This is a genomic window from Pseudoalteromonas sp. BZB3 (assembly GCF_040104455.1).
GTDB lineage: Bacteria > Pseudomonadota > Gammaproteobacteria > Enterobacterales > Alteromonadaceae > Pseudoalteromonas.
The window spans coordinates 101,924-122,701 of the sequence record NZ_JBECOS010000012.1 but is presented as its reverse complement, the minus strand read 5'-3'; the positions used below and the strand labels follow the sequence as shown (position 1 = coordinate 122,701).

21 protein-coding genes are annotated in these 20,778 nt (G+C 39.5%); 9 read left to right on the top strand and 12 right to left on the bottom strand.

The features are described 5' to 3' along the window. Positions 1–141: 141 nt before the first annotated feature. From ABMY35_RS14110 to ABMY35_RS14100, 3 genes are all read right to left on the bottom strand, one after another. Positions 142–1,983 (bottom strand): S41 family peptidase, encoded by a 1,842-nt coding sequence (locus tag ABMY35_RS14110; protein ID WP_349286786.1) that lies wholly within the window; start codon positions 1,981–1,983, stop codon positions 142–144. A 78-nt stretch (positions 1,984–2,061) separates the two neighbouring features. Beyond that, positions 2,062–2,517, bottom strand: a complete 456-nt coding sequence (locus ABMY35_RS14105) for a hypothetical protein (protein WP_349286785.1) — start codon at positions 2,515–2,517, stop codon at positions 2,062–2,064. A 65-nt stretch (positions 2,518–2,582) separates the two neighbouring features. Beyond that, positions 2,583–2,795: a hypothetical protein gene (locus ABMY35_RS14100; RefSeq protein WP_138481765.1), complete on the bottom strand. Its 213-nt coding sequence runs from the start codon at positions 2,793–2,795 to the stop codon at positions 2,583–2,585. Positions 2,796–2,917: 122 nt separating this feature from the next. Between ABMY35_RS14100 and ABMY35_RS14095 the strand changes: the two genes are divergently transcribed. Then, a complete protein-coding gene (locus ABMY35_RS14095; protein ID WP_349286784.1) occupies positions 2,918–3,445 on the top strand; it encodes a TetR/AcrR family transcriptional regulator in 528 nt (175 codons plus the stop codon). Between the two features lie 94 nt (positions 3,446–3,539). Here the strand turns inward: ABMY35_RS14095 and ABMY35_RS14090 are convergent, their stop codons facing one another. Together ABMY35_RS14090 and ABMY35_RS14085 are read right to left on the bottom strand one after the other, a co-directional pair. Next, entirely contained in the window at positions 3,540–3,938 is a 399-nt protein-coding gene (locus ABMY35_RS14090; RefSeq protein WP_349286783.1) for a hypothetical protein, read from the bottom strand. Positions 3,939–4,090: 152 nt separating this feature from the next. Further along, the gene (locus tag ABMY35_RS14085) at positions 4,091–5,719 is read right to left on the bottom strand and encodes a methyl-accepting chemotaxis protein (protein ID WP_349286782.1); all 1,629 of its coding nucleotides are present in this window, start codon (positions 5,717–5,719) and stop codon (positions 4,091–4,093) included. 274 nt (positions 5,720–5,993) lie between these two features. Between ABMY35_RS14085 and ABMY35_RS14080 the strand changes: the two genes are divergently transcribed. Both ABMY35_RS14080 and ABMY35_RS14075 read left to right on the top strand, forming a co-directional pair. Beyond that, positions 5,994–6,479, top strand: coding sequence for a hypothetical protein (locus ABMY35_RS14080; protein WP_349286781.1), 486 nt, complete (start codon positions 5,994–5,996; stop codon positions 6,477–6,479). Continuing rightward, a complete protein-coding gene (locus ABMY35_RS14075; RefSeq protein ID WP_138481774.1) occupies positions 6,472–6,675 on the top strand; it encodes a helix-turn-helix transcriptional regulator in 204 nt (67 codons plus the stop codon). The genes ABMY35_RS14080 and ABMY35_RS14075 overlap by 8 nt, the downstream gene beginning before the upstream one ends. A gap of 275 nt (positions 6,676–6,950) precedes the next feature. Here ABMY35_RS14075 and ABMY35_RS14070 read toward each other — a convergent pair whose 3' ends face one another. Continuing rightward, the gene (locus ABMY35_RS14070) at positions 6,951–7,508 is read right to left on the bottom strand and encodes a YbhB/YbcL family Raf kinase inhibitor-like protein (RefSeq protein ID WP_349286780.1); all 558 of its coding nucleotides are present in this window, start codon (positions 7,506–7,508) and stop codon (positions 6,951–6,953) included. Between the two features lie 34 nt (positions 7,509–7,542). Further along, positions 7,543–8,055, bottom strand: coding sequence for an NAD(P)H-dependent oxidoreductase (locus ABMY35_RS14065; protein ID WP_349286779.1), 513 nt, complete (start codon positions 8,053–8,055; stop codon positions 7,543–7,545). Between the two features lie 155 nt (positions 8,056–8,210). Between ABMY35_RS14065 and ABMY35_RS14060 the strand changes: the two genes are divergently transcribed. Next, complete coding sequence (locus ABMY35_RS14060; RefSeq protein WP_349286778.1) at positions 8,211–9,872, top strand: asparagine synthase-related protein; 1,662 nt, start codon at positions 8,211–8,213, stop codon at positions 9,870–9,872. Positions 9,873–9,916: 44 nt separating this feature from the next. Here ABMY35_RS14060 and ABMY35_RS14055 read toward each other — a convergent pair whose 3' ends face one another. The 4 genes from ABMY35_RS14055 to ABMY35_RS14040 form a co-directional block, all read right to left on the bottom strand. Further along, entirely contained in the window at positions 9,917–10,294 is a 378-nt protein-coding gene (locus ABMY35_RS14055) for a VOC family protein (protein ID WP_349286777.1), read from the bottom strand. Positions 10,295–10,341: 47 nt separating this feature from the next. Continuing rightward, positions 10,342–11,670 carry an AarF/ABC1/UbiB kinase family protein gene (locus ABMY35_RS14050; RefSeq protein ID WP_349286776.1) on the bottom strand — a complete coding sequence of 443 codons (1,329 nt, stop codon included), beginning with the start codon at positions 11,668–11,670 and terminating at the stop codon, positions 10,342–10,344. An 82-nt stretch (positions 11,671–11,752) separates the two neighbouring features. After that, positions 11,753–12,274, bottom strand: coding sequence for a methylated-DNA--[protein]-cysteine S-methyltransferase (locus ABMY35_RS14045; RefSeq protein WP_349286775.1), 522 nt, complete (start codon positions 12,272–12,274; stop codon positions 11,753–11,755). Further along, complete coding sequence (locus tag ABMY35_RS14040; protein ID WP_349286774.1) at positions 12,274–13,662, bottom strand: AlkA N-terminal domain-containing protein; 1,389 nt, start codon at positions 13,660–13,662, stop codon at positions 12,274–12,276. The genes ABMY35_RS14045 and ABMY35_RS14040 overlap by 1 nt, the downstream gene beginning before the upstream one ends. 163 nt (positions 13,663–13,825) lie before the next feature. Here ABMY35_RS14040 and ABMY35_RS14035 point away from each other — a divergent pair, with 163 nt between their 5' ends. The 3 genes from ABMY35_RS14035 to ABMY35_RS14025 all read left to right on the top strand — a co-directional run bounded on the left by ABMY35_RS14035 (position 13,826) and on the right by ABMY35_RS14025 (position 16,895). Beyond that, the gene (locus ABMY35_RS14035) at positions 13,826–14,446 is read left to right on the top strand and encodes a hypothetical protein (RefSeq protein ID WP_349286773.1); all 621 of its coding nucleotides are present in this window, start codon (positions 13,826–13,828) and stop codon (positions 14,444–14,446) included. After that, positions 14,392–14,673 carry a hypothetical protein gene (locus ABMY35_RS14030; protein WP_349286772.1) on the top strand — a complete coding sequence of 94 codons (282 nt, stop codon included), beginning with the start codon at positions 14,392–14,394 and terminating at the stop codon, positions 14,671–14,673. Before ABMY35_RS14035 ends, ABMY35_RS14030 begins: the two co-directional genes overlap by 55 nt. 311 nt (positions 14,674–14,984) lie before the next feature. Next, on the top strand, positions 14,985–16,895 hold the full coding sequence (locus tag ABMY35_RS14025) for a propionyl-CoA synthetase (protein ID WP_349286771.1): 1,911 nt from the start codon (positions 14,985–14,987) through the stop codon (positions 16,893–16,895). A 490-nt stretch (positions 16,896–17,385) separates the two neighbouring features. Here ABMY35_RS14025 and ABMY35_RS14020 read toward each other — a convergent pair whose 3' ends face one another. Continuing rightward, on the bottom strand, positions 17,386–18,126 hold the full coding sequence (locus ABMY35_RS14020) for a transporter substrate-binding domain-containing protein (protein ID WP_138630758.1): 741 nt from the start codon (positions 18,124–18,126) through the stop codon (positions 17,386–17,388). 144 nt (positions 18,127–18,270) lie between these two features. Between ABMY35_RS14020 and ABMY35_RS14015 the strand changes: the two genes are divergently transcribed. Next, on the top strand, positions 18,271–19,896 hold the full coding sequence (locus ABMY35_RS14015; RefSeq protein WP_349286770.1) for a HAMP domain-containing methyl-accepting chemotaxis protein: 1,626 nt from the start codon (positions 18,271–18,273) through the stop codon (positions 19,894–19,896). Positions 19,897–20,087: 191 nt separating this feature from the next. Further along, positions 20,088–20,750 carry a hypothetical protein gene (locus ABMY35_RS14010; RefSeq protein WP_349286769.1) on the top strand — a complete coding sequence of 221 codons (663 nt, stop codon included), beginning with the start codon at positions 20,088–20,090 and terminating at the stop codon, positions 20,748–20,750. Positions 20,751–20,778 lie beyond the last annotated feature (28 nt).

The window sequence follows — 20,778 nt, the reverse complement described above, 5'->3', positions numbered from 1 at the left end:
AGCAATTTTAATGTAGTTCATCATTTTAAATGAGTAAAACCTGGTCGGTATGAGTCAGAATTTTTGCTTTAACTTTTATAGATTTACAAGCTTAATGAGGCTTAATTGTGTGTCAATTAAGCCTCATAATGAACAATGCTTTTAGTTTGCAAGTTGCTGCTGTAAATAATCAATGGCAGCATTCACTTGGTTATCAACCTGATTTAATACACTGTCAATGCTTCTTGGGACGATAATATTGGGCTCTATTCCTCTGTTAATTAAAGGCGTACCATCACGGCGATTTGCTTCCATATTGGTGTACACAAAGTAAGTACCGCTGTCTTGCTCGGCTCCCTCAAAGATATTCATTCTTAAAATATTGCCATTAATTCCTGAAGTTGTTTCACCTAAAATGGGCAAACCACCATTTTGAACAAAGATAAAACTGTGTTCGTTTTGGCTGATACTATGCCTCGATGAAAGCGCAACAGTAGGTATATTAAAGGCATTTTCTGAACGGTAAATCCGTTGCGTGATCACCTGCTTTTTAGTGTCTCGTTGATTTGGACTACCTTGCCAGTGATAAGCGATGGTGTCATTAGTCGCGTCGTTTTTTATTAATAGTGCTAACACGCCCTGCCAACCCCGCCAGCTAGTAGGGTATCTTCTCATATCTAATATTACTGCTTTGGCTCCACTCAGCTCATTACGTAATTCAGTAATATCAGCTTCTTGAACGTTATAGACATTGATTTTTAAAATGTTGTCGTCAACATATTCAAAAATATGGTCACTCTTAGGTACATAGGGCATCCCAACAAATGGTTCGCGCTTATTTAAGTCTTTGGGGAGCACTTCAATGCTATGTATATCATTGTTCGGTTTACGAATTTCATATTTCACAGGGTTAAAGTGCTTGGCATAAACATCAAACCTCGCACTGAGGTTTTTTCTGTGCAATGTATTCTTTAATGAATAAATCGATTTGTTGTCTAAGTAATTGTTTATTTCTATGCCATCGACTGAAATCACCTCATCACCTACTTCTATACCGTTTGGGTGAGCTGAATCTAACTGGGTAACAATGGCTTTTTCTTCTACTAGTTCGTAGGTAAACGGGATGTAACTTTTGAATCTATATTCTTTAGGTGTTGGGAAGACAATAGAAATATGATTATCGTTTAACTTTGAAAACTCAGCAAAGAGGCTGTTTTGCTTTCTTAGTACATCATCGTCAGTGCAGGCAGTTAAAAGGGGCGTTAAACTTTGTGCCCAGTCAACGTCAATTTGCTGAAAGTAAGGCCAAAAATGTGCAATGCTTGCCCACATTTCAGAGACTGTGGTCATACATATTTCAGGGTGTTCAAAGTTGTTGTCTATTTGCCATTTACCTGGCTCTTGATAGGTATAACCTTGTATTTGCTTATCCGTAGGTAAATACAAAGGTAAGTATAATGTTTGTGCTCCATAGTTGAGTTCTGCAAACCGTTCGCTCGCACTGTATTCATCATTTTTTAAAGAGGAGAAATCATCAGTTAACAAAGTTCGAGTGAAGACACTTTGATTTATTGGCGCATTTTGTTTCCAAGTAGAAACGGTGGTCTGATCATTAATTTCAGGTAATTGTGCTCTATTAAAAGCGATATAAGGTGCGATTTGGCGAAGCCGTTCGATGCCCAGTTCAGTTCTTTGCGCTGGTTCAGTTTGACTTAAATCGACTAAACTTTCCGCGATAAACAAGGGCCAATTTGAATCTTGATTCTCGGTTGAAGGGTAAAAATATTTCACGGAATAGGCGACCTTAACAAAGTCTTCTATGTCAGACATTAATTGCTGGTCAAAATCTATTGTGGGCTTTGCCTGTGGCGAGCTTGGAAAAGGTGATACCGCTTTGAGTTTGTCTGGTTCTTGTACATCGTTCTCTTGAGCGTTTCGTGTTTCACTCCCACCACAGCCAAATAACACAGAGCTAAAAATTAGGCTTAATACAGTTCTTTTCATGATAATTCCCTTTACTTTTTAGGTACAAGCTAGTGCTTTTTTTGTACAAAGTAAATATTTAGAGCGTATTAATATACCTTACCTAACTTTCTCTTTTGTACTTTCTTGGTTTACTAAGCGATAGCCAGTGATACAAAATGTGCCCGCTAAAAACCATAGAAAACCAGCAATAATAGAAAATGCTGTCACTTGTTCAGGAAAGAGTACGCTCAAAGGCAAAGTGGCGAACCCTCTCAGCGTGCAAATCACTGAGATCGTAATGATGGCTGGTTTTAACATTGGCACTTTTCTGATCACCCCTGCGCCAGACAAACAAAAAATGGCTGTTGCAACAAACAGCAGTGATACCAAAGTTGTTTCTAAGGCTGCACGCCAAGGTGCAGATTTAGAGAGTTCAATGAGAGCTTCAGGCGCCATTTGTGCACGATAACACTCTGGACCTAACACAATACAAGACATATGAGACAAGGCTGTGAAAAGGGCAAGTGCTGCGACGCTTACTAGCATAAATGACCCTGATGAGGTGATTTTCATTTTCTTTCGGTTCCTTTGATAACAAAAAATAATTAAGACATAGGTTAAATGTAAGCGTTTCAATGTTATGACACTTCAACACTCTCTGTTGCCTTCGTTTTAGTTTTTAAAGCTTCAATCAAAGGCTCAACTCCATCCTCTTTACCTAAAATCAGTAGCAGTAACAACAGCCCCCCGGGTAACAAGATAAGCTTCAGGATTGGTCCTAGTACATAACTATAAAAGCCAATGAAAGGTAAAAAAATACAGGCACCAATAATGCGAAAAAATAAGTCCATTGTAATCTCCAAGTAAAAAAAATGAGCGCGCTCATAATAGTATTGAGCGCGCTCATTTTTCAATAAGATCTTGGCATTTTTTTTTAAACTTGTTTTAATGTCGCGTGATTTTAGGAGGTAGGGTGTCAAAACGAGAGAAAACAAGATCGCGGATCTTATCGGCTGCATGGCAGCTTTTCACTGAAAATGGCTATGAGAAAACCAGTACTAGAGATATTTCTTCAGCGGCAGGCGTTGCGACGGGTACCGTTTTTAGTCACTTTCCAAATAAACTAGATTTACTCAAATCAGGTCTAGAAACCCAATTAAATAACTTATTAACTGAAACTGCTAAGTCAGACACTTCAACAACACCCATTGATAGGCTGCTGCATTTTGCCTCAGCACTGTATCCGTTTTACTTATCTCAACGAGAGTTTAGTAAAGTTTTATTCAAAGAAATTTTATGGCAAAGTCAGTCACTTGACCCACAGTTGAATGCTTTTAAACATCAATTGGCGTTTGGAGATGAGCAAAAATTGGCATATGCCGATGTGTTAATGGACGTGTATTTTATGACTTTGCTGGCTGGTTTAAATGATGATGCAGAGAATGACGTTGCACTCATTGCGAAGTTAGAAAAAAAACTTAAATTGATTTCTGTGAAGTAACAACTCTAGCCCCTTTGAAATCATTGGGACGCGAGTTGATTTAGGGCTTTAAATAACAGGACTTAAATACTCTTAATGAGCTAAATATAAAGCGCTAGATCTTAAAAAATTGCACGGATTGATATCCGCTGTTGGTGATGTGTATTTCTAGCGGCTCATTATTTAAAACTGATTGCTTGATGCCCAAGCTCAGTGTTTGCAAGTCTTTTAATACTTCTGGTGCAACGTCACCACCTTGATAAACGGGAAACTTAGCAACCCATACCCCTGCTTTGTTTTTCTTCAAAAGCAAAACTTCACCTTGTAAGCCGTCATAGACTTTCTGAGCAATCAAATATTGGTGAACTTGCTCTGCAATAGACTTATCTACACTCGAAGTTTCATATACGAAAGAGGCATCGCCATGTTGTAAGTTGCTAAAATTATTACTTAAAACAATCGCACCCAACACAAATACGATAACTGAAACAAACACAAGAATGGCTTTAATCACGTTATTTATCCAATATAATTCTGATAATGATCTATTTTAAATGATTGCCAAATATAGGCTATAAATTGGAGACTAACCGACTATTTTCAATGCTGAATGAACAGCAATGAAAATAGCTGCCTATAAGCCAAGCACTTAAAAAAGACCAGTGTCTAAACCTTAAATTTACTGATGTCTTTTTCTAATTCATTTGAGATGTTTTTTAGGTTTTGACTGGTTTGTGCATTTTCAGAGGCACTATTCGCCACGCTCTTGATACTGGTTGTAATTTGATTAATGTTTTCGGCAACTTCATTCGCAACGGTCGTTTGCTCCTCGGTAGAGGTCGATATAACAATGTTTAGATCTGCAATTTCAGAAATTGCTGAAGTAATTCTTTGTATTGAATCAGCAGAGCCAGCAGCAATAGAGACGCTCTTTTCTGTTTGATCGGCTGCTTGCTCCATACTCTCTACAGTACGCTTTGACGCATCTTGCAGTGATACAATCATTTCACTGATTTGCTCAGTCGCTTTTTGCGTATTGTGCGCTAACTGTCTGACCTCATCTGCCACAACGGCAAAGCCACGACCTGACTCTCCCGCTCGAGCAGCCTCAATTGCGGCGTTTAGCGCAAGTAAATTTGTTTGTTCGGCAACACTTTGAATGATCTGCACGACGCTATTAATTTCGTTAGTTTTACCACTTAATAAGTCGATATCGCTTTTAGTTTGGTTGAGCAATTCATGTAATTGATTAATGGCTTGGATATTATCCTGAACACTTTGTAATCCTGCTTGAGCAAGGGAGTCTGATTCATTCGCTTTGTGTGATGTGGTTACTGCGGTATCTGCAACGCCTTTAATCGCTGAACTCATTTGAGTAATGGCTGTTGCTAACATGGTTGTCTGCTGCTCTTGTTGCTCAGTACTGTTGGCAATCGACATGCTGTTGTCAGATAGGCCCTCAGTTTGTGAACGCAAATTAATCACAAGATTCAGCAAATCAGTAATTAGCGCATTAAAATGAGCAAGCATAGTGTTTACACTCGATGCAGTTTGAGCAAATTCATCATCACCATTTTCATCTACACGCAGGGTTAAGTCAGTGTTGTCAGCAATGTTTGCCATAATTTGGTTTATGTTATTGAGTGGCATTGTAATCGAGCGATTTATGGCAATCGCTAAGAAAATAACGATTACAAAAAGAATGATACAGACCGTAACTAATATCATTTTTTCTTTTTGATAGTCTGCAGCAGCTTGGTCTGCAAATTGTTGCGAGGTATCAAGTTGAAGATCAATTAGCGCATTTAAGCTTGAACTAAAAGGGTCAAATGTGGCGTAAAGTACTTTAACAAATTGTGAGGGGGATTCTGTTAAAGCTCTGTCAGATCTAAGTAGAGACTTATACTCTTCTACTTTCGTTTTTACATTATCAAATAAAGCTTCACTATTTCTTATAAGCCTCGACTCTTCAGGTGTAAGCTCTGTTTTAAGATATGCTGTCCATTGCGAAGAAGCTAAGTTTTCTGCATCGTTTATAGAATTAAGCAGTTCAGCTTTAGACATTAAACCTGCATTATATTTATGCAAGTTATCAACGATACTTACTGCATAGTTATCAGAAACAACTTTAATTTGTTTGAGCGGAACCACTCTATCGTTATTTATACTTTGAATGCCAGCAACTAAGTTACCAGTAAGCACCAGCGTTACCGCAGCAAGTAGGAGGAAGGCTATACAAGGAAGCGCAACAAGTAAAATTAGTCTTGCTTTGACGGAAAGTTGGTTTAATAACATCTTTTTACATCCAAACTTACTTATCTTGTAAGTATTAATCAGTTTTAAAAAATTACTATAAAAAAGTTATGGTAAATAATTTATTTTTCAAACTTATGGCAAAACTGCATCTTGTATATGAGTAAGTCATCTTTTATTGAAATGACATGTTTATTGGTGCCCGGTTGCCAGCAAAAGATGTAGATTAATACTTTACTCTTGACACCTTAAGGTATCAATGTGTACCTTAGGGTTACATTTTGAGTGTTTTATAAATATCAACAAGGAGTTGAATATGGAAAAGGTTGCAGTTTCTAACTCAGAAAGAGAACTTCAATATATTACTTGGCACGCTTACTTAGCGCTTGTGATGGGTCTACTTTTTTGCTCAGCGAGCTTAGAGCCATTTTTAGATTTTCAATCATCTAAGGCGTTAACATTTGTTTATGGTGTAGCAAAATTTGGTTTGTCAGTGTATTTCATCTATTTAATGTGCAAAGTGGTTACAACGATGTCTAGCATCAAGAAGCGTAATTTTTGGACCGCCAGCTTTGAAGATGAATACCTAAACCATCTGAATCTATTAGGGTTTAAATGGTCTTTCCATAGTGTGATTTTTACTCTTTCACCTTTTCTATTTTCAAATATATCCTCTTTAATTTCAGAGAGTTTTCCTGCTGATAGCATTTCTGCTAAGGCACTTGCGACGTTAGTGGTTGGGGTGATGTTTATATGCTATGCGTTACCTGTTTTATATGGGCTAAACAAATCAGATGAATGAACAATTAGAGAATGATATTCATTCAGTAAGGGTGCTAAATAAACTCTCACAGCAGCAGTTGGCTGATGCTGTGGGAGTCTCTCGTAAAACAATTAGTACCATTGAAACTGGTCGTTTTACACCGTCAGTGGTGATTGCTTTAAAAATAGCTAAGTTTTTTGATATGCCTTTAGAGTCGTTATTTAAATTAAAGTGATGGGCTTTAATTAGGGCGTGTTTATCTTTGAGGTATGAATTTTGTTCAAATCAAAGGCTTTCAATACACGAAATGAGCTACGAAGCTTAATAGTTTATGTGAGTGGCGAATGACAAAGTAGTGGAAGCCTTTGGTTGAACTCTCAGAGCAGCGCGAGTTGGCCATTTATTAGGCGTTATCGGCTGACTTACATAGAATAACTATGCCACGCAGCCTCTGCCTGGCCTAAATACCCAACTCACTGCTGCAAAACACACAGCAAAGGTCAACACGCCCTAATCTCTTTGAAAGGTTACTTCAATGCTTGCTTTGGCAAGCGCATTCGTATTTACCATATAGCCGACAACGGCACTTTTGGTATCTCCAGACACATTAAGCGGATTAGCTAACGCGAAAACTGTGAACTGATAGCGGTGCGGGCCATGTCCTTTTGGCGGGCAAGCACCGCCAAAATCATTACTGCCAAAATCGTTATTGATCTGTATCGCGCCTTGAGGCAACAGCGTATTATCTAATATTCCCACACCAGTTTTTAACTCAGCAGTATTAGCTGGTAGGTTTACAAGTTGCCAGTGCCACCAGCCACTTCCCGTTGGGGCATCTGGCTCATATGCAAATACAGCATAAGCTTTGGTATCTTTGGGTGCACCACTCCAAGCAAGGTGAGGTGATAGATTGTCACCATCACAGTCAAAGCCTTTATAAACATGTTTTGAGCTAAGCACTTCTCCAACTTTGATATCGTTACTGGATAACTCAAAAGTATTTGTTTTGGCAAAGGCGGTCATTGAAATTAACAATGTTGCAGCTAAAGAGACAAAACGCTGGTGCATTCGTATTTCTTGTTAAAATTAAAATAGGTACAAGCTACTTTAACAGCTGAGCAAAATTTATGATCTGCTGCTTTGGTAGGGTAAGTGTTTTACTGCAATCTAAATGTAAAAGCCCAGTCATGTGAATATCGAAATAGCTGAATACTTTCTCAAAGAAACCAGCAAAAATAGGGCAAACTTCTTTACTGGCAGAGGTTGTCAGTACAAATCCTTTTTTATTCTTAAGCCCTTTACCTATATGTTTAATCTCAGGGTTCTCTGTTAATTCTGTGATGCGGTCGATTAAACGTTTCATATTCGAAGTGACGCCGTGCCAGTAAACTGGAGAGGCAAAAACGATATTATCAGCCCATGAGAGCGCTTCAGCCATGTCGTAAAAGTCATCTCGACTATAAAGGTTGTGATAGTTGTAATCGGCATAATTGTGCGAGTCTAAATTAAAGTAGCGGGTATGGTTTTCATCTAATTGTGTTCGCACAGCTTGAGTCAGTTGATAGGTGTTGCCTGCTTGATTGGCGCTAGAGAAAAGTATGAGGGTATTTGCCATTGTTCGCTTCCTTTTAGTTTGAATGGCACGTAGCTTAAAAGCTCAACCTAACTTTAGGTAAAGGTGTTTTTTCAAATTTTTTGTCAGCTTGGTACGAAGCTTGAGTTTTATCCAATAACTCAAAGATAAACTTAATAGATAACAAGGTGACCCTCATGGCTAAATTATTCGGAATTTATTGTGCATCGGGGCTGACGCAACAGCATGACTTTATTATTGAAAAGTTCAAGCTAGAAGAAAAAAATCGTGTCGACGGCCAGTTTAATTCAGTGCAAGAGCGCGCCTTGTATATGGCGACACTCGATTATCAAACCTTCGGGCCAAGTGCTTTTTTGCAAACAGATTCGCAAATTGCAACGCTTGTTGGCCATCCGCTGCTGTCTTCAGATAGAGTCAGAGACTTAGATACCCTAAATAAAAACTACACCGATAATATGCTGAAGTCATGTGAAGGGGTATTTTGCATGGCCCGCTACAACATAGAATCAAACTGCTTAGATATTGCGACAGACGCCCTAGGTATTCGTCCATTTTATTATATGTATTATGAAGAGGCGTTTATCTTTAGCACACAGTTCAGCTTGTTAAAAGAGCTAGGCTTACCACTGACTTGTAATGAAGAAGGCATGATGGAGTATGCAACATTAGGTTATTACCTGTTTGACCATACTCATTATCAGGAGATTTCATGTATTCAACCTGGTCATCGTGTACAAGCGTCGAGTTTAGGTGTGCGCAAAACCCAATACTTTGATTGGTGTGCATTGGCTAAAGCGGGTGAATACTATGAAGGCGCATTAGAAGGGCTTAAGCAAGACTTAGACAATAACGTTGATAAATATTTAGGCAATGATAAACATGTTCTCACTACGCTTTCAGGCGGTTTAGATTCAAGACTGATTGCTTGTTTATTGAAGCGCCGTAATTTAGATATGTCAGCGCTCAACTTCTCTCAGGTTAAAACCCAAGATTTATACTGTGCACAAGCTTTTGCTGATAGTCAGAACATCAACCTTGATGTGATCAAAGTAAAAGACACGCAAGCGAAAACGGTTGAAGACAGGCTAGGTAAGCATTGGCGTAACGGTGCTCACCCAGATTACTATCGTGTCACTCGCCCGGGACTTTCATGGTCAGGTAATGGCGGGAGTGTTGGCTTGGGTGTGATTTACTACTCTGAAAAAGTGTATCAAGCGGCGTTAACTCAAGATGTTGAGCATCTAGCTGATGCGTATTTATCACAGCAATTTGCGTATATTCCTAAGTCGATTATTCGCGGCGCTGAAGGCATGCAGGCAACATTGAAAGCCAATATTATTCGTTCTTTAAAGCAATTCGGCGATGTGCCTTTAGATAAAGCCTATTACTTATTCTTACTGTTGAATGATCAACATCATCATCTGGCGATCCCATTCGATAAAGTTGATGATTACCAAATGGATTTCTGTCTGCCATTCTATTCTTGGAAAGTGTTGCGTCATGTGTTATCTCAGCCTATTTCTCGGGTGAGAAAGCACCGTTTTTATCATGACTTTTTGCAGTATGCGTTTCCTGAAGCGCTTGATGCTCCTTGGCAGGCTTATCCAGATCATATTCCTTGTACTTTGCCAAAAGAAGGCATAGATCAATGGCAGATCAAACGTCCAAAACAATTTAACACTGCAAAAGTATATGGGCTTTTATTCAGCCTGATGTTCAGTCAGCATAAGCGCATGGTCAATATTCCGTCTTTTAGCGTCGTTGCTGTGCTACATAGTTTGGGTTTAAAAGTGTATAACGACAAACTGAAAGTGGTAGAGAATATGTTGAAATGGTAGCTGAGTGAGCACTATCATGAAATTCAAAAAATAGCGTGTTAGCCCTAGTCTGGGTTAACGCGCCAAGGTGGATTTAACCTATTCTCGCCGGCCCAATAGAGTTTGATTGTATTGCCAGATGGGTCAAACAACACGGCTTCACGCCATAAGTAACGTTCATCGGTGGGGAGTTGCGCAAACTCGATGCCTTTGTTTTGCAGTGTAGAAACCCACTCATCTAGCTGTTCGTGCTCAAAATAAATGGTGGTGCCGCTATTAAAATCGTTTTCGTTTAGAGAAAGAGAAAATGTCGCTTCCCCTTCAGGACACATAAATCGTGCGTAGTGTGGTGTATCAACTATCAGTTCAAAGCCAAGCGTTTGGTAAAACTCTACGGCGATTGGCATATTTTTAACTGGCAATGTGACCTGATTTAAATTCACGGGGTAATCCTTTTTATTTAGGCGATTACCCCATGCTACACGCTGAATTATTTTTGAGCTAGTTTTGCTTGTTGTAAGAAAGATTTATACAACTGTTGTACATTCACCTTGGCATTGAGTTTAGCGGCAATCAGGTAAAGCCCAGCAAGCTTACGATGTATAAACAGTGCATCGATAGGCGGAGAGTGCCACTTGGATTTATCAGTACTCATCTCAAGTCCTTTGTCGCGAATTTGTTTGGCAAGAGGGCTCGTAGCAAAGTCATAGGATTTATCTTGTCTAAGCGGTTCGCAAGCAAGCATAAAAATATCCACGACTTTATGTTTGTACTCCAAGTCTATTTCAGAGTTGAAGTAACCAATTTGCTCAGCAGCTGATGCCACTAAATTTCTATTTTCAGACATGGCACCAGAAAATAGGGCAAAATAACCATTACATACTGATTGTGTGAGCTCTCGGGTTGCACCAAAGTCCAGTAATACTATTTTTCCTGTATCGGGCTGATAAAGATAATTGCCAAAATTTGGGTCGGTTTGCACAGTATTAAATTTTAGAAGCTCAAAGAAAAATAAGTAGATTAAGTCGTTTGCAAGGGCGTCACGTTGGGTTTGTGGCAAAGACACACAGGTTTCTAAATCGATACCTTCAACAAACTCCATACTGAGTATATGTTCAGTGGTTAAATTGTTATCTACTTTGGGTATCTTAAATTGCTCGAAGCTTGCAAGGTTCTCTTGATAGCGCTGTAAATGACGCGCTTCAAGCTGATAATCAGATTCATCTAAAAGCTGTTGCTTTGCCTCAGAAATGAGCGGCGCCATGTCGATATGCTTGGGTAATAGACCACTCATTTTTAGAAGGCTTGCCAGATTATCGACATCGCTTTCTATGCTTTTTGCGATCCCGGGGTACTGAACTTTTACCGCTAATTTTTCGCCATTTTCTAGTGTGGCCTTGTGGACTTGACCAATGGAAGCGGCGGCAAAAGGTTTTAATTCGATGTGTGAAAACTTGTCGAGCCAGTTATCTCCCCAGTGCGACTTAAGTACGCCGACTAATTGTTTGTGGGGCATGGCATGGCCTTCGGACCTCAGTCTTGCCAGTAATTTACTTAATTCGGGAGGCAACACTTCACCCGAGTCCATAGATAAAAGTTGTCCCAACTTCATGGCTGCGCCTCTAAGTTGAGCGAGCTGCTCAGCCAAATTCTCAATATTTTTAGGGGATAGGATCAAGGATTGTTTATTTAGCTTTTCACCTTTGGCGACAGACTTAGCACTATCTAACAGAACGTTGCCAGCTACTTTCGAGGCAAGCAAGCCAAATTTACTGAGTCGAGATAAACGAGACGTTGGAACTGATTTACTTTTATCCATATAAAAAATTTAGTGCTCTAAAATGCTGAACTTTTGTTTCTACGATATGCAAATAGTTTCAGATCGTTCTTTCTCAATGCAACTAGCGCAAAAATTGCGTCTTATCTTGTCGAGTATGAATGACTTCATCCAATACGAGCGGTTTGGCAAACCCAGACACGCCCTCATGTGCTAGTAGCCATTGTTTTCGCTCAACGCCTCCAGCGTAACCAGTTAATGTGCCCGATGCACCAATAACTCGATGACAGGGCACAATCAGAGTTATTGGGTTTCTGCCGTTCGCACCACCGACGGCGCGCACAGCTTTTGGGTTGTTAAGCTGCTCTGCGAGCTGTAAATATGAATGAGTTTGACCAAATGGAATATCACACAGTGCTTGCCAGACCGACTTTTGAAATTTAGTGCCTATAGGGTCAAGGGGAAGATCAAAGTTTTGGCGAGTGCCGGCAAAGTATTCTTTGAGTTGCGTAATACATAGGGTGATGAGCTTTGACGGTACAACAGGCTCTCTATGTTCGCCACAGAAAATAAGCTGACATATTCCTTCATCGTTTGCTTTTATTTCCATCGTGCCAAGTGGGCTCCCAAAGTAGTCACAATACATTATAGTTTGTCCCATAGTTGAAAAGTAAGGTAGCTTCGCCAAGGGGCGGCTTTTTCAGAGTCAAAATCATCGTGTGCTTTTAGTGCTTTAATCACTCCAAGATCGGTAGCGAGAAATATATCTGGGTCGCTTAAGCCGCGCATTTTGGCATAATTTGCAGTCCAAGGGCCGATCCCTTTGAGTGCTAGCCAGTTATCTGGGTTTTGCGCTTCAACGGGTTGGTTTTGAGCAAATTGAGCAAATCTTGTAATGGTTTGTTTGCGACTTTCAGGCATTTTAAAAAATGCTAGGTCGCTTTGCGCAATGGCTTCGGGTGTGGGGAAGTACAGCACATTTTCACAATACGCCTCTTCTTCATTGGCTTGTTTTTCACCTAAGGTTTCAACCAGTTTAATCACTAAGTTTTTGGCAGCAGTGACAGATATTTGCTGACCCAAAATAGCGCGCATACCCGCTTCGAACACATCCCAAATACCGGGCAAGCGTAACCCTGAGCTTATCAGTGTATTAGTGCCAAGTGCGTCGGTGAGATCTTGCTCAATTTGCTCGAGCTCGGCGTCTAAGTCGAGCACGCGGCGAATATTACTGACCACAGGCTTGAGAACACGATTGTCTTCAAGGCTAATTTCGACCAAAAACTGATGCTTCTCAGCTTGATGGTGAGCGGTGAATTGTCCTTTAACACCTTGATAAATGAAGCTGCGGCCATAAAAATTTTCGCCAATCCATTCAAGCCCCGGAATAAGTCTGGCAGATAAAAAACGCTGCATCTTTTGCCAATCAAATGGTGGTCGATACGACAGTTTTAAGGTCAGTTTTGCATTATTTTTATTTGTCTGTTTACGCATTTGAGTCGGAGTAAGTTTAAGCTGTTGTTTGAAGCAATCGTTAAAGCGGCGAATACTGTCAAAGCCACTGGCGAGCGCAATTTCAGTAATAGGCAAACTGGTTTGGTGCAGTAGCTTTTTGGCAAACAAACACTGCTGATAGAGTGCATACGTTTTTGGAGAAACGCCCATTTTCTCGTTAAATAGTTTTCGTAAATATCGATCGCTGACGCCTAACCGTCTAGCGAGTTCAACAATAGAACCAGTTTGTAATGCTCCTTCATCAATTAAACGAACAGCACGATTTAAGGTTGCGCCATTGCCTTGCCAGGCCGCCGAACTTGGCGCGCTGTCAGGGCGACATCGCAAGCATGGACGATAACCAGCCTCCGCTGCCTGCACTGCATTTTTAAAATACTCTACGTTTTCTTCTTTTGGTGGCGATGCAGGGCAAATCGTTCTGCAATAGATACCCGTAGTTTTGACAGCAATAAAGAACTTACCATCAAAGCGGGGATCTCTTGAAAAACGGGCTTTTTGACAGGTTTCTAGACTGAGCATAGCTGCTCCAAGTAACGATTATTGCAGTCATTATATGTGGATAGTGCCAGACTACTAGCCAAAAACGGCACTGAATGTAAAACCAGCTTTCACAGGTCATCTAAAATTACTTGAGTAGAGTATTGTTTTAGGAAAACTGAAACTGGGTGTTGTGAGGTGGCGATTGAACATTATTTATGGTTTGGCATTTTTTATATTGGTGTTTTCTCAATACAGTCTGGCTGCTCGGTTAGCCCATACAAAAGTCGACTTCGTTGGCTTGTCTGAGCTCAACGAAGGGCAGAAAATTAAAGTGAAAAGCTGGATAAACCATGGCATAGACGCAACCCAAAAAACACTCGGGCCTTTAATACAAAAAAACGTACCAATATATTTGAAACCGCAATATTTTGCTTTTGAAGCCGTACCTTGGGCCGAAGTCATTCGCGGCGAGCAAGATGGTGTTGAGCTTCAATTTAGTCGCTATGCGAGTCTCAAACAATTAAAAAACGACTGGACGCTGTATCACGAGTTAGCGCATTTATATCACCCGTTATTAAATTACGAAGACTTCTGGTTGAGTGAAGGTTTAGCGACTTTTTTGCAAAACCAAATCATGAAAGACAGCGGCATTATTACTTATGACAATATGATGATGAGACTAAGAGCTGGGCTTGAGCGCGGACAATCTAACACATATCGTTTATCACATCTTCAAGATGCGCGCTTAGCGAGTGTGAGTAGCAATATGTGGCAACTCAACGCTCAGCAGCGTGTGTATTGGAGTGGTGTGGCATTTTTTTAGAAGCGCAATATCAACTCAAATTGCAGCAAGCCAAATATAAAACCATTGCTGAGCTGATCCAAGCCTATCAGGCTTGCTGTAAAGTGTCAGATCAGCAATCGGGTCGTCAATTTTTAACGGAATTAGATAAGCTTTCAAAAACGGCTGTGTTTAATAATTTGTATTTAAAATATAAAAATCGGACAGACTTTCCCAAGTTGAAACAAAAACACTTCAATGCACTGTGATACCAATCCCAATGTCGCTGCGAAGAGGATCTGAACAGTGGTGACTTAATAAAGAATCGCAAACCGGCATACGAAGTTGAGTATACGATGTTGTTACTCTTGATTAAATCACAGTCTCAGAACTAAGAGCCTATCTTGATGATATTTATCATAAATATTCCAGAGAACATTATCCATGTGTTGAACAATTCAAAGATTTAATAGGGTAAATCGACTAAAGTCTAGTGTCCCTCAACGTCAGCGTAAACTAGCGTGAGAGTGTAAAGACCATAAATTAACCAAGGTTACTTGGCGAAATTAAAGGCACCATTATGACAACAAAAAACATAAACTATCAGTCTTATTATCAAGACTTTCAACAGAACCCAGAGGCATTTTGGCTTAAACAAGCACAAAAGCTGAACTGGCACACACAGCCTACTCAAGGTGTCAGCCAATGTTATGAGCAACTTGACCATTGGTTTGCAGATGGTGAACTGAACACCAGCTATTTGGCACTCGATCATCATATTGAACAGGGACGAGGCGAGCAGTTGGCGCTTATTTATGACTCACCAGTCACTGAGCAAAAGCGAACTTACACCTATAATCAACTTCATGAAGCGGTCAGCTTGTTTGCTGGTGGCTTAAAAAATTTAGGGGTAGAAGCGGGCGATCGCGTTGTGATTTACATGCCAATGATCCCTGAGGCGTCTATTGCTATGCTGGCCTGTGCCCGAATAGGCGCCGTGCACTCAGTGGTTTTCGGTGGCTTTGCCCCGCGAGAACTTGCTATGCGCATTGATGATGCTAAACCTAAACTGGTGCTTACTGCATCATGCGGTGTTGAGCCTAGCCGTATAATTGAATACAAGCCAATGCTAGACGAAGCACTTGAGCTTGCAGTTCACAAAGTGGCTCATTGCGTGGTTTTCCAACGACAACAGGCCCAAGCGCAGTTACAAGCCAAGCGCGATTTAGATTGGCTAACTGTACTTGAAAAAGCGCATCCAACAGATGCCGTACCACTCCCTGCAACTCACCCGCTTTATATTCTTTATACTTCTGGCACCACAGGCACTCCGAAAGGCGTTTTACGTGAACAGGGTGGTCATGCGGTAGCACTTAATTACAGTATGCAAACCGTGTATGGCATGCAGTCTGGGCAAGTATTTTGGGCAGCTTCGGACATAGGTTGGGTCGTCGGCCACTCATATATTGTTTATGGGCCGTTAATTTATGGCTGCACCACGGTTTTATACGAAGGTAAGCCTGTATTTACACCAGACGCTGGTGCATTTTGGCGAGTAATAGAAGAGTATAAAGTGAATGCGTTGTTTAGTGCACCAACGGCTTTCAGAGCGATTAAGAAGCAAGATCCTGAAGCCGAGCTATTGGCAAAATATGATGTATCTAGTTTAGAAAGATTGTTCTTAGCAGGCGAGCGACTAGACCCCGCAACCTATGAGTGGCTACAAGATAAAACAGGCCTCCCAGTGATTGATCACTGGTGGCAAACAGAAACGGGTTGGGCAATAGCCTGTAACCCAGTCGGTATTGAGCAATTACCAACCAAAGCGGGCAGTGCTACGGTGCCAACGCCGGGTTATCAAGTTCATATTCTTGATGTGGATGGCAGTCAATGTAAAGCGAATGAAAAAGGTGTGGTTGCGGTGAAATTACCACTACCTCCTGGGTGCCTTACCACAATTTGGGGCAATGCCGAACGTTTTAAGCACAGTTATCTGTCTCAATATAAAGGTTATTATTTATCGGGTGATGGCGGCTATATCGATGAAGATGGCTACTTGTTTATCATGGGTCGAACTGATGACGTGATTAATGTGTCGGGCCACCGTTTATCAACCGGAGAAATGGAAGAAGTGGTTGCGGCGCATCCAAGTGTGGCTGAGTGCGCGGTGTTTGCAAGCAAAGATAACCTGAAAGGGCAAGTACCCGTTGCTATGGTGGTAACAAAAGAAGGCTGTACTAAGCAAGACGATGACATTGCCGATGAGATCCGCGCCTCTATTCGTGCTCAAATCGGTGCCATAGCCTGTTTGCAAACCATTCAAGTCGTAGAGCGCTTACCTAAAACCCGTTCTGGTAAGATACTGCGCAAAAACTTACGACAGTTGGTCGATGGTGAGCAAATTCAAGTGCCTTCGACAATTGAAGACCCTTCAGTAATTGAAGAGATACAAGCTCAGTGGCAATCATTTTCAAGGTATTGTAAACCTTAAGAACGCAGCATAAAATTTACATAAATTGAGAAACTAATTAGATGAAGTAGCAAGACCGTAACACTGTTTCTAAGAAGCAGTGTTACGATAAAATTAATGTATATCTCTACCTTTTGCTGCTTTCGGTCATACTTTTAAAGCCGTTGATATTAAAGAGTAGCCTTCTTCCAACAATGCTTCTTAATTGATTCAAGTATACGTTTAAATTGTTCTAAATTTTGTTTTTAATGAATGAGTGTTTTGAACAGTTGATTGCATATTTGGGTTAGCTCATAATTTGATTAGTGCTGCTGACATCTCAAAAATCAATAGCTCCCTCTTTTTTGCTTGATTTAACAATACAATTAGACAGCTTATGTATTCTGTAAAAAGTCATCAACTGATTTACATGAGTTTGATGCAAGCTTAATTGCTTCAGTAAAACATATCCAAATATTCTTAGCTTAAAAAGCAGTGTTATAGCAATCCTCCAAATGATTCAGATTTTAAACTACGAATCTGAAATATCACTACAAACTTTGTCCTTTTTGCTTTTATTCATTTGAAGTTTTGCTGTTCTCTTTAAAGATTGAATTAAATTTGGATCAGAAGACTTATTTGCTGCTAGATAAAGTTTTTTACTCAAAGCTTTAATAGTGAAACTTTCTAGCTTTAATTTATTAAAAAACTCTTCTTGAGTAAGGTTTTTAATAAATAGATCAGCTGCAAAAATTACATCTACTCGTCCTTTGGATAGCAGACCTAACCCTTGTTCATGGCTTGCTAGAATGACTAAGTTGTCATCGGTACTAAAGCCATGTTTCTTTAGGTATAACTCACTAGGCTGACCAGAGGCAACGGAAACAACATATTTTTTTGCGTCTTTTACAGAAGAAATAGAAATCTTGTTGTTATCTTTTTTCCAAAAAAAAGAAACATTTATATCGCATAAAGGCATAATCCATTTAAATATATCCTCACGCTCTTTTGTACGAGCCACAGAATAAAGCAGTGCATTCTTTTCTTTTAATGCATTATGGTAAGAACGATACCAAGGTAAAACGTGAATTTTGTATGGAATATTAACTTCATCAAGAAGCCCCTTAACCAATGTGGTAGAAATTCCAGTGATATTTTTTGGAGATAATCTTACTTGGTAGGGTGGAAATTCTTCAGTATATACATTTAACATTTTAGCACTGATAGTAAATGAGAAACACAAAACAGTGATAAATATTATGATTGATTTCACGTTAATCTCTCCACTCAGTTTTTTTAATTTTAGTAAAGATTATTTAAATTGAAGGACAGAAATCAGGTTTTATAACCTCCTTTTTTGCATCTACTTAGATTGTGGTCAATACTTAGTCAAAATAAAAATTCATGCTCATTGACTATGATAAATACATTAACCGTTCAATCTAGACTTATTTTGCTCGCTTGTATGCCTATTATCTTGTTTATAGGTGCGACGATTTTTACCTTAAAAGAAGTCAAAATCATCGTTCATGATTTAGATGAGTTATACGACCTTCGTGTCATTCCAATGCAAGAAATCAAAGTCGTTTCTGACGACTACGCTGTTATTATCGTCGACACATTCCACAAGCTTAGAGGTGGGGCTGTATCTAAAGAACAAGCCATAGCTGATATTTTAAAAGCACAAGAGGTAGCCCGAAAAAATTGGCAGTTATATCTAAAAAATGTGACGGGTGCAGAAGAGAAAAGGCTTATTAGTTCAGCTGAACAACAACGAGAAAAAGTGGATCAATTGATTGCGATATATTTATCGGAGATTAGAGAGAACACTTTTAATTCAAAAGATTATTCATCGTTTGTGAAAGAAGTTTACAACACTTTTGATCCACTCAGCGCAAGTTTTGGCGATTTAATTAACTATCAGGTGAAGCAAGCTCAATTGTTAAAAATAGAAGGGGATGAAGAAGCAGAGAAAGTGGAATTTTCTCTTATTGTTTTGTCGGTTGTTATTGTAGTTGCAATGTTATCAGTAGGCTTCTTAATCTATAAAAGTATCAATGCGCCTTTATCAAAAATGGGCCAAACGATAGAACAAGTTGTCAGAGATACAGATTTAACCTTACGTGTTGAAGAAAATGGCAACGATGAGTTTAGTAAAATAGCTATAGACTTTAATATGATGATGGACAAATTTAATGCCATGTTAAGTAAAATCTCATCGGCCATTGATTCTTTATCAGGATTATCTTCTCAAGTCGCAAGATCAGGCAGTCAAATAGCTTCTTCAGCCCAAGAGCAAGAACAACAAACAGCAATGATTGCTCAAGCAATTACTGAAATGAGCTCTGCGATTGCTGAAGTATCAGATAGTGCATCTCGTACCGCAACAAATGCTGAAGACGCTGAAAATTTATCTATTGAAGGGCAAAAAACCATTGAGGAAAGTATAAGAGCAATTCATGAGCTTGCTGAGTTAGTGGTTAATAATGCGCAGTTAATTAATGAACTGAACAATCAAACAACAGAAATAAATCAAGTAGTAATGATGATCCAAGGTGTTGCTGAACAAACTAACTTGCTAGCTCTAAATGCTGCGATTGAAGCTGCGAGAGCAGGAGATTCAGGTCGAGGCTTTGCGGTAGTTGCGGACGAGGTGAGAACGTTGGCACATAATACTCAAAAGGCCACTGAGAATATAAAAGAGATGATTAGTAAACTACAAACTCAGGCAAATAATGCTGTCTCAGCTATGTCAGATGCTGAAAATAGAGCATCGAAAAGTGTAGAAATGGCCGAGTATTCCTCTCAAAAAATTCAGGCCATCAGCAGCTCAGTAAGTGAAATAGCATCTATGAATATTCAAGTATCAACGGCTACTGAAGAGCAGACTTGTGTAACAAGTGAAATGTCTAATTCAATTGAAGGTTTTAACTTAAGTATTAATGAAATCTCAATGAATGCCCAAAATAATTCAGTTTCGGGGGAAGAGCTGTCAGATATGGCTGAGCAATTAAAGCAAGAAGTAAAACAATTCAAAGTTTAAAAGCATAGAACTTAGTGTCACGGCAACAAACAGAATATAAAAGTTTTCAGCAGGAAAGTTATTGCACCTGCATGAAGACTTGAGCTCGTTTTTCAGTGTTTTACTAATGATTTTGCATGGTACAAAGCTTGCTAACTCTATCTGAATACTCATCTGTTAATTCAGTTTTACGTTCAGGTTTAGGGATAGCAATGAAAATTCATAGCAGCATATATACTGATCAAAGCTTTAATAAAGCGCATTCAGCAACACAAACAGACAGTTTAAATAAGCACGCCTCGTTTGCTACTCAGTTGAACAACTTAAATAAATCTGAAGAATATCAACAGCAATCTGCCGTTGGTCTCCTAACAAAAAGCCTTCCGTTTTCAGAGCAATCCAAAGCACTCTATAACATAGCCAAAGACAAGGCCTCTGAGAGAGTTGATGATACGTTAAGTGACAGAGAGCGCTCTATCGAAACTTATAAAGAAACCATGATAGAGATAATGGAAATGCCAATTGATGTAGAAATATTACCTTCAGAAATTAATGAGGCACTTATCTTCAATAACTTAGGTATAAATTATCTTGAGTATAAAGAGCTAAAAGTGCGCATGGAAATGCTATCGTTGACAGATCAAGATATAGATGAAGACTCAGCATTGCATCGCTCTGATAAAGAGAAGTTAAGAAATATGACTGCTGATTTAAGCGCGCAACTACAACTGCAAATTAATGATTTATTGGCTGGTAAAGATAAACCAGATGAAGAAAACCAGCAGCTCAATTTTAGTAATCAAATCAATACGCAATTTGAAGATCTCGGTCTGAATGATCTTGATAAATTTGATTTGCGAAAAAGAATGGTGTGATATGCGAGTGCTTCAAGTTGAATGACTT